Annotated in this window: 16 protein-coding genes and 1 pseudogene; 9 read left to right on the top strand and 8 right to left on the bottom strand. The window is 52.5% G+C overall.

Annotated elements, in window-relative coordinates; genetic code table 11:
• Nucleotides 1–177: 177 nt before the first annotated feature.
• Nucleotides 178–735, bottom strand: a complete 558-nt coding sequence (locus tag ABFZ83_RS07765; RefSeq protein ID WP_411815980.1) for an ImmA/IrrE family metallo-endopeptidase — start codon at nucleotides 733–735, stop codon at nucleotides 178–180.
• Between the two features lie 2 nt (nucleotides 736–737).
• The gene (locus tag ABFZ83_RS07760) at nucleotides 738–1,073 is read right to left on the bottom strand and encodes a helix-turn-helix domain-containing protein (protein WP_411815979.1); all 336 of its coding nucleotides are present in this window, start codon (nucleotides 1,071–1,073) and stop codon (nucleotides 738–740) included.
• 186 nt (nucleotides 1,074–1,259) lie between these two features.
• On the opposite strand from ABFZ83_RS07760, the gene ABFZ83_RS07755 reads away from it, so the two are divergent.
• Genes ABFZ83_RS07755 through ABFZ83_RS07745 form a run of 3 tightly spaced genes read left to right on the top strand, consistent with a single transcriptional unit; the run spans nucleotide 1,260 to nucleotide 3,554 of the window.
• Nucleotides 1,260–1,937: a multiubiquitin domain-containing protein gene (locus ABFZ83_RS07755; RefSeq protein WP_411815978.1), complete on the top strand. Its 678-nt coding sequence runs from the start codon at nucleotides 1,260–1,262 to the stop codon at nucleotides 1,935–1,937.
• A complete protein-coding gene (locus tag ABFZ83_RS07750; RefSeq protein WP_411815977.1) occupies nucleotides 1,912–3,099 on the top strand; it encodes a ThiF family adenylyltransferase in 1,188 nt (395 codons plus the stop codon). The genes ABFZ83_RS07755 and ABFZ83_RS07750 overlap by 26 nt, the downstream gene beginning before the upstream one ends.
• Nucleotides 3,096–3,554: a DUF6527 family protein gene (locus tag ABFZ83_RS07745; RefSeq protein WP_411815976.1), complete on the top strand. Its 459-nt coding sequence runs from the start codon at nucleotides 3,096–3,098 to the stop codon at nucleotides 3,552–3,554. The genes ABFZ83_RS07750 and ABFZ83_RS07745 overlap by 4 nt, the downstream gene beginning before the upstream one ends.
• 963 nt (nucleotides 3,555–4,517) lie before the next feature.
• Here the strand turns inward: ABFZ83_RS07745 and ABFZ83_RS07740 are convergent.
• Complete coding sequence (locus ABFZ83_RS07740) at nucleotides 4,518–4,697, bottom strand: hypothetical protein (RefSeq protein WP_411815975.1); 180 nt, start codon at nucleotides 4,695–4,697, stop codon at nucleotides 4,518–4,520.
• A 158-nt stretch (nucleotides 4,698–4,855) separates the two neighbouring features.
• Between ABFZ83_RS07740 and ABFZ83_RS07735 the strand changes: the two genes are divergently transcribed.
• Complete coding sequence (locus ABFZ83_RS07735; protein WP_411815974.1) at nucleotides 4,856–5,164, top strand: hypothetical protein; 309 nt, start codon at nucleotides 4,856–4,858, stop codon at nucleotides 5,162–5,164.
• A gap of 3 nt (nucleotides 5,165–5,167) precedes the next feature.
• Here ABFZ83_RS07735 and ABFZ83_RS07730 read toward each other — a convergent pair whose 3' ends face one another.
• The 3 genes from ABFZ83_RS07730 to ABFZ83_RS07720 form a co-directional block, all read right to left on the bottom strand.
• Nucleotides 5,168–5,536 carry a zinc-finger domain-containing protein gene (locus ABFZ83_RS07730; protein ID WP_411815973.1) on the bottom strand — a complete coding sequence of 123 codons (369 nt, stop codon included), beginning with the start codon at nucleotides 5,534–5,536 and terminating at the stop codon, nucleotides 5,168–5,170.
• Nucleotides 5,521–6,420, bottom strand: coding sequence for a hypothetical protein (locus ABFZ83_RS07725; protein ID WP_411815972.1), 900 nt, complete (start codon nucleotides 6,418–6,420; stop codon nucleotides 5,521–5,523). The genes ABFZ83_RS07730 and ABFZ83_RS07725 overlap by 16 nt, the downstream gene beginning before the upstream one ends.
• Nucleotides 6,421–6,915: 495 nt before the next feature.
• The gene (locus ABFZ83_RS07720) at nucleotides 6,916–7,062 is read right to left on the bottom strand and encodes a hypothetical protein (protein WP_411815971.1); all 147 of its coding nucleotides are present in this window, start codon (nucleotides 7,060–7,062) and stop codon (nucleotides 6,916–6,918) included.
• 207 nt (nucleotides 7,063–7,269) lie between these two features.
• Between ABFZ83_RS07720 and ABFZ83_RS07715 the strand changes: the two genes are divergently transcribed.
• The 3 genes and pseudogenes from ABFZ83_RS07715 to ABFZ83_RS07705 all read left to right on the top strand — a co-directional run bounded on the left by ABFZ83_RS07715 (nucleotide 7,270) and on the right by ABFZ83_RS07705 (nucleotide 10,868).
• On the top strand, nucleotides 7,270–9,129 hold the full coding sequence (locus ABFZ83_RS07715; protein WP_411815970.1) for an SLC13 family permease: 1,860 nt from the start codon (nucleotides 7,270–7,272) through the stop codon (nucleotides 9,127–9,129).
• 373 nt (nucleotides 9,130–9,502) lie between these two features.
• A pseudogene (locus tag ABFZ83_RS07710) lies at nucleotides 9,503–10,608 on the top strand (IS3 family transposase).
• 32 nt (nucleotides 10,609–10,640) lie between these two features.
• Entirely contained in the window at nucleotides 10,641–10,868 is a 228-nt protein-coding gene (locus tag ABFZ83_RS07705; RefSeq protein ID WP_411815969.1) for a hypothetical protein, read from the top strand.
• 84 nt (nucleotides 10,869–10,952) lie between these two features.
• Here the strand turns inward: ABFZ83_RS07705 and ABFZ83_RS07700 are convergent, their stop codons facing one another.
• A complete protein-coding gene (locus ABFZ83_RS07700) occupies nucleotides 10,953–11,672 on the bottom strand; it encodes a DUF5681 domain-containing protein (RefSeq protein WP_411815968.1) in 720 nt (239 codons plus the stop codon).
• On the bottom strand, nucleotides 11,669–12,952 hold the full coding sequence (locus ABFZ83_RS07695) for a site-specific DNA-methyltransferase (RefSeq protein ID WP_411815967.1): 1,284 nt from the start codon (nucleotides 12,950–12,952) through the stop codon (nucleotides 11,669–11,671). The genes ABFZ83_RS07700 and ABFZ83_RS07695 overlap by 4 nt, the downstream gene beginning before the upstream one ends.
• Before the next feature lie 648 nt (nucleotides 12,953–13,600).
• Here ABFZ83_RS07695 and ABFZ83_RS07690 point away from each other — a divergent pair.
• Nucleotides 13,601–14,002: a hypothetical protein gene (locus tag ABFZ83_RS07690; protein ID WP_411815966.1), complete on the top strand. Its 402-nt coding sequence runs from the start codon at nucleotides 13,601–13,603 to the stop codon at nucleotides 14,000–14,002.
• A gap of 125 nt (nucleotides 14,003–14,127) precedes the next feature.
• Complete coding sequence (locus ABFZ83_RS07685) at nucleotides 14,128–16,320, top strand: TonB-dependent receptor (protein ID WP_411815965.1); 2,193 nt, start codon at nucleotides 14,128–14,130, stop codon at nucleotides 16,318–16,320.
• The last annotated feature ends 8 nt before the right edge of the window (nucleotides 16,321–16,328 follow it).

Genomic DNA, 16,328 nt, shown 5'->3' with positions numbered 1-16,328 from the left:
CAGTAACGGACCCAAGTAATCCACCGAGAATAAGAAGAATAAGGCCAGGTGTTGCGAGCCTTAGCCATTTTAGTATCGCCTGCGACATGGCCCCTCTTACCAATAGATCCATTTAAAGTCACAATAATACACAAACTGAATTTCATTTGAACGCATTATTTATTTTGGAATTTGGCGCTACCGTCGGCCGAGCTGTCTCTGGATGCCCGTCATCCGGATTCGCCAATTGGCGAGTTGGGGACTGATGCCGTAATGGGCGGCAACTTGCGTCGCGCTTAATCCACGGCCGCAATGTGTGAGTAGACCATCGCGCGGGGCCAGCATGCAGCCTGAAAGCCAGTCAGCTTCCTCCTCCAGTTCAGCCGGATAATCGCTGAGAAGTAGAATCCCGCCGTCTGAGCGGTCAGCCCGGCTCGGCTTATGGCGGAGCTCAATATGCGCCCACTCGTGCATCAGCGTATTGGCCTGGCGCGTTCTTGCGTCGCTCGAATTGATGATTATTGCCGTGAAACCGTATTCTTTAATGGTCATTCCATCCCATTCATCCTTACCGATTACTGTCAGCTGATGCAGATGGTCCGGATCTAGACCGGGAATGTCATTTGGTCGCCACACGACAAGTCCCTCGGACCTTAGGAACGAAACGGGATCCAATCGATCCGTCGGGGCCAAGCCAAACGCAGACCGTCGCTGAAGCGCTAGCTTCTCCGCCTGGGTCTTGAAGCCGCGCCGCATCGTCAAAGCTCTTCGAGGTCCCGTAGAGCCTCCTGAGCGCGAATGATCATGCCGCCGAGCGCTGTTGCCGTATCCATTGACGTCGTTTTCTTCTTCCTAAGATGGACTGTGGCAGCGCTTTCGGAAGAGGACGCCGGCCGCATCCCGAGGAACTGATTGGGGTCTTTGCCAAGCCACTGGCAGATAGCGGCGAAAGTAACGAGGTCCGGGACGTGACCGTTTTCGATCCTCGATAGCGTGGAAGGGCTGATCCCGATCTCCTTGGCGGCGGCTCGAACGCCAAGCGTGCCGCGGCGTTCGGCGACCAAATTCTTAAGGTTTTCAATGGTGAGACTCATTTTGCGCGCGTCGCTTGACGCGTCCCTTGACAAACCATGGGCGGTGCTCCTATCTGTTTCATGGGTGAGACAGAATACGCCTCTTGCGTGAAACGTCTTTTTGATGAAACACAGAATCACGCTGCGGGCCTGACGTCAAGCTCCACCGGACCCGGTGAGAGGGCTGGCCATGAAAGGAGATACCTAATGGCGACCGCCGCGCGTAAACACCAATTTGCGTTTGTCTTGAACGACCAAACGCTCACTACTGACGACCCGGCCATCACGGCTCGGGACGCTCTCGGATATGGCGGGTTCCGATCCGCTTCCGACTATTCCGTTGTCATCTACAAGAATTTCGGCACCGAGTTGCTGGGTCTAGACGAAACCCTCCGCCTCGATGAAGGCCATGGGCCTGTGCTGCGGGCGTTCGACTCAGATCGACTGTTCCGAGCGCTCCTGAATGAACGGGAGGTCGTGTGGGGAAAGGGCCGTATCACCGCGTCGGACCTTCGGGAAATCGGTCAGATCCCTGACGACCAAGACCTTGTGCTTGATTCGGATGGCGATCAACTGATTCCTGATGACGGTGCCGTAATTCTCCGGGAGAAGGGCGTTGAACGCGTCCGGTCGGTTGACCCGAAAGACGAGACGGTCACCATCATTCTGAACGGCGAACAGATCACAGTCGATAAGGGCAAGCTTACCTTTGAAGACCTGGCGAAGCTCGCTTTCCCGAAGCTTTTCGGTCGCGAATTGATTTGTTTCACCGTTTCATTTTCCCGCGGCCCGAAGCGGCGGCCAGAGGGCGCATTGCTTGAAGGCGGCAAAATTCGCGTCGTAGAGGGGATGGCGTTCAATGTCTCAGCAACTGATAAGTCGTAGCCCCGATCTCAACAGACTCGTTGCGGAGGGCTACGCCCTCCGTATCGAGAGCAATTTTCTGATTGTTGAAGAAATTCCTTATCTTGATGCCGACGGAAATGTTCGCCGCGGTGCGTTCGTCTGTCCGTTCCATTCCAATGGCGAGATGGCAACGCCGCCAGCTGGCGATCACGTCATGTGGTTTTCCGGTGCGTTTCCCTGCGATCGGCACGGGCACCGACTCGAGGCGCTGGGAATGACGTCTCCATCGATGCAGCGGGTGGGCGAGCTTGAGATAAATCAAGCCTTTTCGAATAAACCGAGGGGCGCGTCAGGTCCGCGGGACTACCGCGATTTCTATGAGAAGGTCGTCACGTATGAGGCGATCATTATGCGGGAGGTTCACGCTGTCGATCCATCGGCGACGTCAAAAGTCGGGGCGCTTCCTGCGACGGACGCGCCGGACGGACCTTTCATTATCCCAGACACAGCGTCGGCGCGCGCCGGCATCGCCGACATCGGCGACCAACTTTCCACGGAAGTAGTGGCGATCATTGGTCTCGGCGGTACGGGCTCGTTTATTTTCGACCAAGTGGCGAGATCGCCGGTCATGGAGATTCATCCGTTCGACGGGGATAAATACTATCCACACAACGTGTTGAGGTCGCCGGGTACGCCGTCGCGTGGCGATCTTCAGCCGCCACCATTCAAGGTCGATTTCCATGCAGAGCGCTTGGGTCAAATAAAAAGAGGCATTCAGCCGCACCCCGTTTATTTCACTCCTGAAAATCTAAATCTGCTCGAAATCATCACCTTCGCTTTTGTCTCCATGGATCTTGGTCCATTTAAACGCTCGATCATAGAAAAGCTCGAAGCGCTAAGCATTCCATATGTTGAAGTCGGAATGGGCCTTCACAGAAGTGGCGACACGATTGGCGGGACTTTGCGGGCAGTGCTGAGCCATGACGCCAATCGTGATGCGGTCCGGCCACACATACCTCTTGATGCCCCAGGAGAGGATGCTCTTTATACAAATAACATTCAGATCGCCGATCTTAATAGCTTCAACGCCAACATGGCGATCCAACTTTGGAAAGCCCACCGAGGGTTCTATGTTAATCTCGGCGAAGACGTCTGGATTTACCAACTGGATACGCGCACTCTGATCAAGGTGGCGGCATGATGGGCGGCCTGACAGCGCTGTCGCCTCGTTTCGTCGAATTCGTGCCCAAGACGCTTGAGCCAGGTGTGCTCTATATCTCCATAGAATTTGCCACAACGGCGCACCTATGTGCTTGCGGATGCGGTGAAAAGGTCGTTCTGCCGCTCCACCCTACCGATTGGCGTCTCACATACGACGGAAAGGCCATCACAATGCGGCCATCCGTCGGTAATTGGGGCTTCCCCTGCCGATCTCACTACCTGATTACAGGCAATCGTATCGAATGGGCGGGCGACTGGGATAAAGAACAGATCGCACTTGGCCGACGTCGAGATCAAACACGACGCGAGAACTATTTCTCGTTTGAAACTAGTCTGCGCGTAAAGCCGGAAGCGGCGCCCTCGGCCAACGGAAAAGTCTCCAAGCGCAATGGTCTTTTGTCTCGTATCCTGAAAGCGCTCGGAATTGGCGGGTGATGGGGTACGCGGCTCAGAATTATAGTTTATTGCCCAAACCAGCCACGTTTGACTGAAATTAAATGCTCGGTTTTACGCCTTCCCCGCAATTGGTATTTCCGAGCCCTATGTCGGCTAAGAGGATTAAGCGGACGAGCTTCACTAAAGATTAATCAGGCTCACTGACATGAATTGGATTAGGTGTAGCAATGTGAAGGAAAGAATTTATCTCGATTCATAACATGAGGAAGAGAATGGGCCGGAGACAGATTTAACCTTTACATACTATTGGTGAACGCTTTTTGTACCGGAGGTGCCTTTTTGCCATTTCGTCAGGGTAAAGGACGTGTATTGGCATTTTGAGGGGGCCATGGAAAAGCTTCTACGATGGGAGAAGAGGTGTGCGGCATGGAGGTCTTGACGCCTCATCGAAGAAACAAAAGCTGCTGTCATTTAATGCTCAATGTCTGCTCTTGCTTACAACGTCAGTAGGCGGCGTAGAGTTAGTTAGGAGTTCTCACTTCGCGATGGCTATAGACCGGGATGGCGGGGGCGTGTGCTGTGCGTCATCTTTATTCGGCTCTTCTAATGACTTTTTTTTGGTGATGATCCTTTTATTGTTCTGGCCCTAATCATAAGGGGGAAGGGCAGGTCCAAAAGGTTATGAGAGACTTGCCAAATCAAACGTCGGCTTAGACAGAATTAAAACGTACACCTCTGAAATAAGGAATTAGCGTACCGTTCGAATCACTTTTCTCTTCCGCCTTTGCGAGCTTTAGGTAAGTGTTCTCGGTTACTTTGATACAATCACTTATTCTACGACACGCTGATGGTACTTCACGGCCTGAATCCGAGCTCAACACTATCTGTTGTTACAAATCGAAAACGTCTGCGTCCGATAATCTTTTCCTTGCGAGCACGGCCACCTTATTCTTCATAGGATATCTCGAATAATGTGCCTGAATTATATCGTAAGATAGTCGTTTAAGCTGAAATCTTTTTTGAAGCGTTCATGAGTTTCGCCTGAGCTATGGCATCCTCAAGGTCGGTATATCGAAAGCCATTGACGTGAAAATAATCGACGGGGACGCACTTGATCCCATATTTCTGCATCTCGCCTTCCAATCGGCTTACAATATCGGCTTTAGTGATTTCTTCCGCCATTTTCTATACTTCCTTAAATTATTTATATGGCAACTCGGTCGACGCTATTCAATCGAAAAAAGACATTTAGTAGCTTTTTCTAGCAGTACTATGTATTTAGTTAGAATACGGAAATTTTCTTGCAAATGTCTTATTTAAGGCGCATCCTTAAAAGGCCAATGCACGTCTTCGAAGTAATCGCAATTGGCGCTCAGGTTTTGACAATTCGCTACATAGTTACTGATGAATTTGAGCCTTGGGGGAGAAGGATTGCCTGCTGGTGTCCTCATCCAGCGGGCCGTTCTCCCAAAATTATTCTATTTGAACAGGAATATTCCGACATGGCCAAAGGTCACAAGCGCGGCAATCGAGAACCCAAAAAGCCGAAGCAGAACAAGCCCAAAAAGACAGAAAGCAAGCTTTCAAGCGTCTCTGCAACCTTTGAAAACAAGCCCAATCCGCAACCAAAGAAGGGCGGTAAGAAATGAAAATCAACACTTCCTGTAGAGGCATTCTCTCGGCATGACGCCGTCCGGTGCCAACGCCGTATCGAAGTAAAACGCAGTCGCGCAATATGGGCACAGCATGGAATCGGACAAGCCCATATTCAAATAGACATGGGGATGGTCATGGGGCGGCGAGGCTCCAATACATTCGAACTCCCTCATCCCGATCCGGATTTCGGCAATCCCCTCGTCATTGCGTAATTTTGAGAGGCGGCGCGGCGCGGCGCTCTCAGATCCGTCTATTTGGTCACGCCCGTAAAGCGGTGGCATCTGCGACGTCACGGAGCCGCCTTCTGATTCCCAGCGTAGAATTGAAACGGATTCGGTTGGGGGCGCAGTCATTCCGCCAGACATTGATCACCCCGCCGCCGGTGAAGCTTGTCGCACTCCCAGTCATTGCCGGAATAATCGAGATGGGCGCGCTCTGGAACAATGACGGCGGCGCAATTTACTCCGTTCGCTCGAAACCCTCTTTCGCATCCCCAACCGGAGCCGTAGAGGTTTCCCGTCAAAAATCCGTGCTCGGGCACATATACCTTGACGCAGGACTCATCGGTCACACGATAACCTCTTTCGCACTCCCAACCGCGACCATAACTTGAAACCACAAGAAATCCGTTCTTTGGTACGGAAATAGCCTCGCATCGGTCTCCAACAGCACGATGACCATGCTCGCACTCCCAGCCAGAACCATGGGATGTATTCGTTGGATATGCGTTGACGGGAACGGCTATAGCAGCGCAGCCTTCCTCGCTGATGCGGTAACCGCGGTTGCATTCCCAACCCTCTCCATAGTCCTTCTCGGAAAGAAAGCCGTTTTCAGGCACGGTGATTTCAACGCAAGTCCCGTTTGTCTTCCTGTGTCCTCGATTGCAGCTCCATTGATCCCCGAAGGAAGTAAGGTAGCCGTTCTCGGGCACGTTGATTTCAGCACACGCCCCTTCGGATCGACGATAGCCGCGATGGCATTCCCATGCGCGCCCATAAGAAACGTTTGTGGCATAACCATTTTCAGGAACGACCACAGCGACGCAGGCACCAGCCTCTTCCTGAAAGCCCTGGTCGCATTCCCAGCCGCCGCCATAGCTCCTTTTGTGTCCGTTTTGAGGCGGATCGAAGCTGCGCGATTGCGCCTGTGCTGACGCTGGGGCGGCGACGAAAACCGTCAACTGCAGTGTGAACGGAAGTGCCATGCAAACCATGGTGGCCCTGAGAGTTTTCAAAATTTTACTGGCCATTCAATGTCCTGCTTTCAATGTTGAAGAATATGGCGCGAGACGGTTTTAGGCTTCAACGTAAAACTGTGGAGTTGCCCTTTGACAACACACAGATTAAGCACTTATCCGCATAGAAGGCGCGGGAATCGGCAGTACGACATCGCCTACATCATGCAGCTACAGCTAAATGGTCGCTTTTCAGTGCACAGAATAAATTTCTCGATCAAGTTCGACCTCATGCCGACTGTCTTGCGGCCCCGACAGCGTGTGCAATCGGATAGTGGCTTTCGTCTTTTTCTCCCAAGAGAACGGGAATGTCCAATAATGCCGGTCGCGGGTTTCGATGCTTTACGACCCGGCAAGGCTGTATCGCGGCATCGCCTGTTAAAGAAAAGGGATGGTGGAAATTGACTCGCGAAAAGACTACTGGCGCGCGCAATGGAAAAATCCATATGATGATACATGGCGCTATTTCAAATGGTCGCGGAGAGGAGAAAAGCCCCTCCGCAATGCGTTTTAAGATTTCTTGTCTTCATTGGCAGGCGCAGCCGTTTCTTCTGAAGCTGTCGCAGATTTTTCAGCCTTCTCTGTCGTTTTGGAAACATAGTCTTTGTTTTCTTGTTTCGGGGCTTTATCGCTTTGATTATCGCTTTTTTTGAACATGTCATGTAACTTTCATTTTGCACGGCAATGATTTGCTGGTGCACTCTATCAAATGGGTGCAGAGGCCTCTCAATACAATGGGCATAATCAATATAAGAGAAATATTTTTGTACGGACTAATGACATTGAGCGGAAGCGCGTAACTGCGGCCAATTCTGGAGTTTATGAACTCCCTCATCTTGGAAGGGTAGGGTGAATGGCGTGCTCATGACAGAAACAATGACAGGTGCCTTTCATATCTGGGCGACTTTTGCGCTGGTCGTAATGGCTATTGTGGGGTTCTCATCCGATCGAATTAAGATTGAGGTGACTTCGCTTCTCTTGCTGACCGCTATGCTCCTACTGTTCGAACTTGTCCCTGTTGGCAGGTCTGAAGAAGAAAATTCGCTCAATACTGCTAGATTGCTGGCAGGATTTGCAAATCCCGCTCTTATAGCAGTTCTCGCATTATTAGTGGTCGGGAACGGACTTTGGCGTTCGGGAGCATTGGATTGGGCTCTGGGCATTTTCCTCGACCGCGTTGGCAACCGACGACAGCTTGCAATTGGGATTTGTTTCGCGACCGTGTTCGTGGCGAGTCCATTTGTGAATAATACGCCAGTCGTCGTAATCTTCATTCCGATCATGGAGACGATTGCGCGGCGCTTTTCTTTGGAGCCAAGCCGAGTGATGATGCCGCTTTCATTCATCGCGATCCTCGCTGGCATGACCACGCTAATCGGATCTTCAACAAATTTGCTTGTTTCCGGCGCGCTCAGTCAGCTCGGTAAAGAACCGCTAGGTTTTTTCGATTTCACTGTTCCCGGTCTGGTGCTTGCGAGCGTGGGCCTTCTCTATGTCATTATTGTAATGCCGCATTTGCTGCCCCGCCGTCACTCGCCCGTTGAGCGATACATGACAGGCAAGAACCGGCGCTTCATCGCACAGCTTACGGTGGGGCGAGAGTCTAAATTGGTCGGCGAGACTGCCCGTTTCAACATCCTGGGCATACGCGGTTCTCGCCTTATTCACGTTCAGCGTGGCGAACATGCTTACATTCCTCCATTCGCGCAATTAAACATACGCGATAATGACATTCTGGTTTTCATGGCGACGCATAAGGCGTTAGCCGAAGCGCAAACCAAATTTTCCCGTCTTATGTTCAGCGTGTCGGGAAAACAGGATCTTCCGGCGGACGAAGAGGAGCGCAAGAAATGGCTGTCACGGGGCCAGATGATTGCAGAGGTAATGATTGCGCCGGGATCGAATATCGCCGGGCTTTCCCTCGAAGAGGTCGGGTTTCGCGCCCGGTATGACTGTCTGGTGCTAGGAATAGAGCGGCAATCCCGCCTGATTCAGCGCCATCTTACCGGCGCTCAGCTGCAAGAAGGCGATGTGCTTGTGGTGCAGGGCGACCGTGAGGCGCTCGACCGTATGCGCAATCATCGCAGCGTAGTGATGCTTGACGGCACCACCCAGCAACTCCCGGCGGCCCGCAATGCTAAGATGGCCGGGGGCATCTTTGCCGGCGTTATTTTCCTCGCCTCTACCGGTATTCTGCCTATTGCTGCGGCCGCAGTCGGCGGCGTTGTAATGATGTTGATCACCGGCGTTTTAACCCTGAACCAAGCGACAGCGGCTCTTGATCGGCAGATATTTTTAATGGTGGGCGCATCTTTGGCGCTTGGTGCCGCCATGCTGGAGACTGGCGCGGCTTCGTATCTTGCTGACGGCGTGATCGGACTGGCCGGTCCGGCGGGAAAGGCGGCGGTCCTGTCCGCGTTGTTTCTGCTTGTCGCTCTGTTGACAAATGTCCTGTCCAACAACGCCACGGCTATCCTTTTTACCCCGATAGCGTTGGGTCTAGCGAACGGACTGGACACTGATCCCACGCCTTTCGCGCTGGCTGTGATGTTCGGTGCCAGCTGTTCATTCGTGACGCCGGTCGGCTACCAGACGAATTTGCTTGTGATGGGCCCGGGTTATTACCGTTTCAAAGATTTCATGCGCGCCGGGTGGCCATTGGTTGTACTGCTTTGGATTACTTTCAGTTTGTTCATGCCGTGGTATTACGGACTACTGGACTAGTGGCACGACAGGCTTTCGAAAGTCGGAATTTTCCAGCACAACTTAAAATTTATCGAAAGTTGGCCTGCTTCCACAACAGTTGTCGGCGCTAACAAATGAGTTGTGCTACTTCGAGGGGACAGCCCAGACGTGATTTGAGTTGGATTAAGTGTACCAGCGTGAAAGAGAAAACCTCCCTTGAGTCGTGTGTTTAGAAATAGAATGGGTCGAAAACGATTTGAACCTTTACAGACTATTGGTGAACGCTTTTTGCACCGGAGGTGCCTTTTAGCCATTTCGTCAGGGTAAAGGACGTGTATTGGCATTTTGTCCTTCCCCCTTAAAGTTGGGCCATGTGATATGTTGATCACTAAGTCTGTTGGGGAATGGATTGATGGCTCGGAAACGGTTTTCAGATGAAGATGTATTGAATCTGCTGCGTCAAATTGAGGTTGAACTCTCGAGCGGCAGCGATGTAGCGAGCGCCTGCCGCAAAGTGGGGATCAGCGATGCGACGTATTACACGTGGCGCAAGAAGTATGGCGGCATGGGAAAGTCCCAGCTCCGTGAGATGAAAGACCTTGAGAAGGAGAACAGTCGCCTCAAGAAGATCGTCGCTGACCTCGAACTCGATAAGTTGATCCTGAAAGAAACGCTTGATTATCTAAAGCCCAAGGCCTGACCGCCGCCGATCTCCGTCAGGCCGTCATTCGGGTCCGCCAAAAATTGGATACGTCCGAGCGGCGAACCTGCAGAACGGTCGGCATGGCACGCTCATCACAGCAATATAAGCCAAAGCCCTGGCGAGATGATGATGCCCTGCGGCTGGCGTTGATCCGGCTCGCCAAACAATATGGTTGTTATGGCTATCGCAAGATCGCCAAGCTTCTTCGTATTGAGGGATGGAACGTCAATCACAAGAAAGTTGAACGCTTATGGCGAGAGGAAGGCCTGCAGCTTCCGATACGGCACAAACGTCGCAAGCGCCTCTATCACAAAGATACGTCGGTGATCCGCCTGCGCCCGCAATATGAGAACCACATCTGGAGCGTTGATTTTGTGTTCGACAACCTCGCCAATGGGCGAACCTACAAGATGCTGACTGTTATTGATGAGTATACGCGCGAAGCGCTCTGCGTCACCGTCAAGCCAAAGATGGGTTCGGCGGACGTGCTCGAAGCGCTTTATCCGTTGATCTTAAAACGCGGAAAGCCCGCATTCATTCGGTCAGACAACGGAAGAGAGTTCACCGCTGAGGCGCTGCAAGCCTGGCTAAGGAAAGTCGGCGTCAAGCCGATCCAGATATGTCCCGGCAGTCCATGGGAGAACGGATACAACGAACGTTTCAATGGAACGTTGCGGCGGGAAGTGCTGAATGCAGAATGGTTTGCGACTATTGACCAAGCAAAAACTGTCATCGGAAATTGGCTACGCCAATACAATCATGTCCGTCCGCATCAAGCGCTCGGCATGCGTCCGTCCGTCCCGGAAACTATATGAAAAAGTGGCCTATATGAGCGGGGCTGGACAGAGTGAGCGACAAAGAGATGACTTTGGAAATTGATTCACCAGAAAATGGTCCACGCTATTTAACGCGTTTTATCGGACAAGACGGGGAGGTGCTTGCAGCCGTTGCGGGATTGACGCCAAGCTATCGCTTTACGGGATCGGAAATTTATGTGCGTGCGTCAATTATTGGATCAAATGACAAACGTGCTTGGTCGCAACCGGTGTTTCGCGACAAACGTGACGTTGAATAAAATATTTCACAATACCGCTGCAAGCGTCGTTTTCTTTCGATTAATGGCGGCTCGTGCTGCGTTCCCTGCAACTGACCGACATCCTCAATCCGTAATCACCCGACTGATTCTCTCGACTAACTCTGTATCGCGCCGGATATCATCTTCCATTAATTTCCGTATGGCAGGGTCGGTTTCTGTTTCTAGATCTTTGGTGAGTTCCTCGATTTCTTCCAATGCCCACGCCTTTTGTTCCCGCAGTTTGTCGTATATTCGCTTTTCTGCATTCGTCATTGGCCCTTTGACTTCAACCAAACCTGTCTTCATATCGACCACGATGTGGTCGGGGTGAGGGATGGGCTCAGGGCCTATCCGACCGGTCAATTTGCGGTCTTCAAGCTCGCGCTCCCAGTTCAGCTTGTACGACATCACTGTGTCAAAATATTCAGCATAGAGCTGATTGTTTGCGTCTTCTGTCGAAGCGAGAAGGCTCGTAAATAACTCTTGTGCCCTAAGTTGCCCTTTGGCGGCATTGACGGCGAGCGCTCGTATCACGGCTTGTGCCATCGGATAGGACACGGTTTTGCCGCCCTCGACGACGTCTATGGTGCGATAGGCTTCTTCAATAATGATGTCCTTGAGCCGCTCTTCATTGAGGTAGGGACGGCGGTTCTTAGACCCTTTCGGACGGCCTTTTGGATTCCCCGACTTACCCTTCTTGAAACGAGAAGATTTCGGCGGCTTGCCATACCCAACCTCGTAACCTGTTTCTGATCGCGAGAGTTTGGCGCGTTGCTTGTGTTTTTGAATCGTTTTCCGGGTCATGCGGCCACCTTCTTTGGATTGGCCGCAACGCCGCAGATAATTTGTTCTGCCTCATCTTTTGTGAAGGCTTCCCACCGACGAATGATCCGGTCGCAATAAATAGGGTCGAGTTCACACAAATATCCGCGTCGCCCGGTTTTTTCTGCAGCGATCAAGGTTGAGCCTGAGCCCCCAAAGAGGTCGAGGACTATGTCGCCGCGCCCGGAGACGTCTTTGATGGCATCCGCAATCATCTGTACCGGTTTGACAGTGGGGTGTAGCGCTAACTCTTCCATCCGCTCGGCTTTCATGGTGTTGACGCCGCGATAGTTCCAAACATTGGTGCGATAGCGACCATGTTGGCCGAGTTCGAAGGTGTTGATGTGCGGCGCATCCCCAACTTTATAGGCAAAGATCAGTTCGTGACGCGACCGATAGAATGTTCCCATGCCGCCATTGTCTTTCGCCCAAACAATGAGGTTTTTGAGCTCACTATAGACTTCGCTACCCGCCGCCATGAGCTCGGACAGGTGCCGCCAATCCATGCAGATAAAATGAATAGCGCCATCAACGCTGACCTCGGCGAGATTGCGAAAGGCCGTTTGCAAAAACTGCGTGAACTGTGGCGCGGACATCTCACCGGATGCCATTGCGAACTCACGGTGCTGGGTCTTACCAAGACCGGAGACATGACCATCGATGGGCACATTGTATGGCGGGTCCGTGAAGACCATTTGCGCCAAATGGCCATTCATCAGTAGAGATACGACATCGGGATCAAGAGCATCGCCGCAGATGAGGCGGTGCCGCCCAAGTTGCCAGACATCCCCGAGGCTGCATCGCGCCGGGCCATCAGGCGCGGGAAGGTCATCAGCAGGATCATTTGGTTCCTCGGGCGTTAAGCCCTCCACCAACTGATCGATCTCTGGGATCGAAAAGCCGGTTGCTTCGATCTCAAAACCGAGATCCAGGCTGACCAATTCGTCAAGTTCTTCGGCGAGGAGTTGCTCGTCCCATCCGGCGTTAAGGGCGAGTTTGTTATCGGCAAGCACGTAAGCGCGTTTTTGTTTTGCGGTGAGAGAGCTGACTCGTCGGCAGGGAATGGTGGAAAGTCCAATGCGTTTTGCCGCTTCGACCCGGCCGTGACCAGCAAGGATCATGCAGTGTTCGTCGATCAAAACAGGGGCGATGAAGCCAAAGGCACGGATGCTTTCGGCGATTTGTTTGATCTGTTTTGTGGAATGGGTGCGTGCGTTACGCGGATTGGGCTTTAACGAGTCGGGATTGAGGTGTTCTAACATCGGATATGATGCCTTTCATTTTTTTCAAATATTCCTCTTTTGTCTCCCTGTTCCCCTTACGTTCCTATTTTTCGCGAATTTGATCAAGGCCCATCACAACAAAAATCGCCCGAAACACGGGTTTCTTTTCCCAAGCCGATGAGGAGAAAGAGCCGTTCTCACTCGCGACTTCGGCAACATCGCGTTCCGTGTTCTTGAGTAGGAATTCGCTGTTATTGGCGAGTGGCTTCCCTGACCCTTGGATTCTATTCCCTGTTATCAAAGAGCAGGGAATTTGTGCAAAACTGCCCGATTTTTCGTGCTTTTTGGACGTGGAAATCCGCAAAACCGAACCAGATTCGATCAAATTCCCTGTAAATACCCTGTTTTTGAAAACCAGGACGCAAAGCAGCATTAGCGGCAGACTGCACCGCCCACCATTCAGTCCTTGAATTCCCACCAACTAACTGAAGATGTGAGCGATGCACATAATTATCGCACAACGGCCATCATGACACGGAGTGTTTGTTGATGCTGGGGGAAGAACGCGCGCGGGGGCAGGCCAAGTCGTTCGAACTCACCACCGATGACTTATCGACCTTCGTCGAGTTGCCACCTCGTACATAACAGACCTATTCTACCGATGTGACACAACCTAAGAAAAGCAATTTGAATTCCATCGGCAAAAATGCGCAAGCCGATCTCGTGGCGTGGATGGATGCGCTTGAATTTTACGCCCGTGATTGGGACGAATCCTTCGGGGGGCGCCCGAGTTATTTCACGCAAGAATTTTGGTATATGCTTGTGGGGTGCCTGCGCGCAGACTGGGCCGGCCATCCGCTTACGGTAAGCCAACTTGCGCACAGCATGAAATCCGGATCGAATCGCACCCGCGAAGAGAGGATTAAGCGCGCCGTTGACGACGGTTATCTCGTAAAGGAAAAGGGTGCCGATGACGGCCGCGCGGCGATCGTGCGTCCGACGCCGGAACTCGAAACGCTGATCATCGGCCATTTGCAGCGCACACTGATCCGCACCCGCGAAAAAATTCTGCCCAACAATCAGGGATAGAGATAGGCGCAGATTTTGCGGTTATTATTTCGGACATCTATTCCCTTAAACCATTGCTTCTTGTGTCGCAAAGTCCTGGTGAAAGCGCAAAAAATAAACAATGCGCTGAACGATGGGAGGGGATTTTGACCCTAAGACGCAAAATGCATGTCGCCGCATTGCTGGCCGGCGTATCCGCCATTTCAATTTTTTCATGGGAAGCATACGCACAAGAGGAAGAAGGAGCGGCGTCCGCGCAAAGCGCACATGCGGACGATGTCATCGTAGTGACCGCGCGCCGTCGCGAAGAACGGCTGCAGGATGTGCCGGGATCTGTCACAGCAGTATCGTCCGATCAGTTAACTCAGTTTGACGCCGTTGAAATCGGTGATATCCAGTCCGCCGCTCCAAACTTGGTCCTGCATGAAGGCGATGCGCAAAATACAGTCGCCTATATTCGCGGCGTCGGGCAACTCGACAGCCTCGCTTTCGCAGATCCCGGCGTCGGAATTTATCTTGACGATGTTTATCTCGGCCGCGCGCAGGGCGCGTTCCTCGACGTTTTCGATGTTGAGCGCATCGAAGTCCTGCGAGGTCCGCAAGGTACGCTTTATGGGCGGAATACGATCGGCGGCGCAATCAAGTTCGTATCCAGACAGCCGTCAGAGACGCCCGAGGCTTACGCTTCAGTTACATACGGCAACTATGACCGGGTCGATGTTAAAGCGGGTTTGAGCGGTCCCATCGCAGGCGATAAATTGCTTGGCAAAGCGGCGGTCGCTTATCTCCGCAGGGACGGTTATTCGCAAAACACCGTTACAGGCGAAGATGACGGCGATAAGGACACCATTGCCTGGCGCGCCTCATTGCTGGCGAAACCAACCGACCGGTTCAGTTTCGAACTGTCGACAGACGGGTCCGTTGATAAGCCGGATACGTCGCGCACGCCCGCGCGTGAAACTGCCGTATTCGGTGCCTTTCCGCCGAATGATGACCCATTCGTTATCGATGCGGACTTTAACGATCTGAACGACCTCAAAGTTTGGGGTCTGTCCGGACGTGCCGTTTGGGAATTATCGGACACAGCAACGCTCACTTCAATCAGCGCCTATCGTGAAATGTCCTATGATACGCATCTTGACCTTGATGCGACGGCGGCCCCGCTATTCGGCGTCTTTGTTTTCGAGGATCAGGACCAGTTTAGTCAGGAACTGCAGCTCTCCGTCGAGAGCGGCGATCTGGCGGTCGTCAGCGGCCTTTATTTTTTCCGTGAACATGACATTACGGAATCCGGTATTTTCGGTCCGGATATCGCGTTCATTTCCAATTCGCTCAACGATCAGACCACACGCAGCTACGCCGCCTATACGGATGCGAGCTATGACGTAACCGACCGTTTCTCGATAAGCGCCGGTTTGCGGCTTACCTACGAAGAAAAAGATTTTGCGCGCATTCAGGAATTTTTCGGCGCGGCGACGCCGCTTGTGCCACCCCTAGGGCAGGGCCTGCGCGTCACTGACGTCGACGTATCGGAAGACTTTTTTAATGTCTCGCCGCGCGCGACCTTAAGCTATGATTTTACCGATAGTGTCACCGGTTACGCCTCCGTGAGCCGCGGGTTCAAAAGCGGCGGCTTCGACGGGCGGTCAAATTCCGACCTTGAAGCGGTGCCATTTGATGCCGAAACATTGTGGGCTTATGAGGCCGGCTTGAAGGGCAGTTTTTATGATAATCGCCTCAGCGGCGGCGCGGCCTTTTTCTACAATGATTATAGCGATCTTCAGGTGTCGAGTTTCACTGCCGATCCGAATAACCCGGGGAACTTCGCCGCGATTTTCACAAACGCCGCTTCTGCGCGGATTTACGGATTTGAACTTGAGGCTGTAGCGCGCCCTGTGGACGGGCTACGACTTGATGCGGCGGTCGGTTATCTTGATGCAGAATATCAGGAATTTATTGGCGCGGGCGGGCTGGACGTGTCCGATGTGCTCACCCCGGCGAACTCTCCAAAATGGACGGCGCGTATCGGCACCGAATTCCGCACGCCAATTACGCAAAATGCCGAGTTTGTTGTGGCAGGCGCTTTTGCCTATCGCGGAGACGTCTTTCCAACAGTCAGTTCCAGCCCTGTTCTGTTTCAGGAAAGTTACGCTTTATACGATGCGTCCGCAGGGTTTGAATTTGCCGACGGACGTTATGCAATCCGCGCCGTCGGCAAAAATCTTTCCGACGAGCGGTATCGACAGCAAGGTTTCGATCTGTCGGATAGCCTTGGTTACGAACTTGGTTACTACGGTGCGCCGCGCACTTGGAGCATTACCGCTTCGGTTCGATATTAGGGGCGGCC

The organism is Hyphococcus formosus (assembly GCF_046736345.1).
GTDB lineage: Bacteria > Pseudomonadota > Alphaproteobacteria > Caulobacterales > Parvularculaceae > Hyphococcus > Hyphococcus formosus.
The sequence above is the reverse complement of the archived record's forward strand: the minus strand, read 5'-3'. Positions and strand labels throughout refer to the sequence as shown.

Excerpts from the sequence above, each read along its gene's own strand:
- ABFZ83_RS07755 (WP_411815978.1), top strand. The coding sequence starts at position 1,260 with ATGGCGACCGCCGCGCGTAAACACCAATTTGCGTTTGTCTTGAACGAC.
- ABFZ83_RS07720 (WP_411815971.1), bottom strand. The coding sequence starts at position 7,062 with ATGTTCAAAAAAAGCGATAATCAAAGCGATAAAGCCCCGAAACAAGAA.
- ABFZ83_RS07765 (WP_411815980.1), bottom strand. The coding sequence starts at position 735 with ATGCGGCGCGGCTTCAAGACCCAGGCGGAGAAGCTAGCGCTTCAGCGA.
- ABFZ83_RS07695 (WP_411815967.1), bottom strand. The coding sequence starts at position 12,952 with ATGTTAGAACACCTCAATCCCGACTCGTTAAAGCCCAATCCGCGTAAC.
- ABFZ83_RS07700 (WP_411815968.1), bottom strand. The coding sequence starts at position 11,672 with ATGACCCGGAAAACGATTCAAAAACACAAGCAACGCGCCAAACTCTCG.
- ABFZ83_RS07745 (WP_411815976.1), top strand. The coding sequence starts at position 3,096 with ATGATGGGCGGCCTGACAGCGCTGTCGCCTCGTTTCGTCGAATTCGTG.
- ABFZ83_RS07760 (WP_411815979.1), bottom strand. The coding sequence starts at position 1,073 with ATGAGTCTCACCATTGAAAACCTTAAGAATTTGGTCGCCGAACGCCGC.
- ABFZ83_RS07735 (WP_411815974.1), top strand. The coding sequence starts at position 4,856 with ATGCACGTCTTCGAAGTAATCGCAATTGGCGCTCAGGTTTTGACAATT.
- ABFZ83_RS07715 (WP_411815970.1), top strand. The coding sequence starts at position 7,270 with ATGACAGAAACAATGACAGGTGCCTTTCATATCTGGGCGACTTTTGCG.
- ABFZ83_RS07750 (WP_411815977.1), top strand. The coding sequence starts at position 1,912 with ATGTCTCAGCAACTGATAAGTCGTAGCCCCGATCTCAACAGACTCGTT.
- ABFZ83_RS07730 (WP_411815973.1), bottom strand. The coding sequence starts at position 5,536 with ATGTCTGGCGGAATGACTGCGCCCCCAACCGAATCCGTTTCAATTCTA.
- ABFZ83_RS07740 (WP_411815975.1), bottom strand. The coding sequence starts at position 4,697 with ATGGCGGAAGAAATCACTAAAGCCGATATTGTAAGCCGATTGGAAGGC.
- ABFZ83_RS07725 (WP_411815972.1), bottom strand. The coding sequence starts at position 6,420 with ATGGCCAGTAAAATTTTGAAAACTCTCAGGGCCACCATGGTTTGCATG.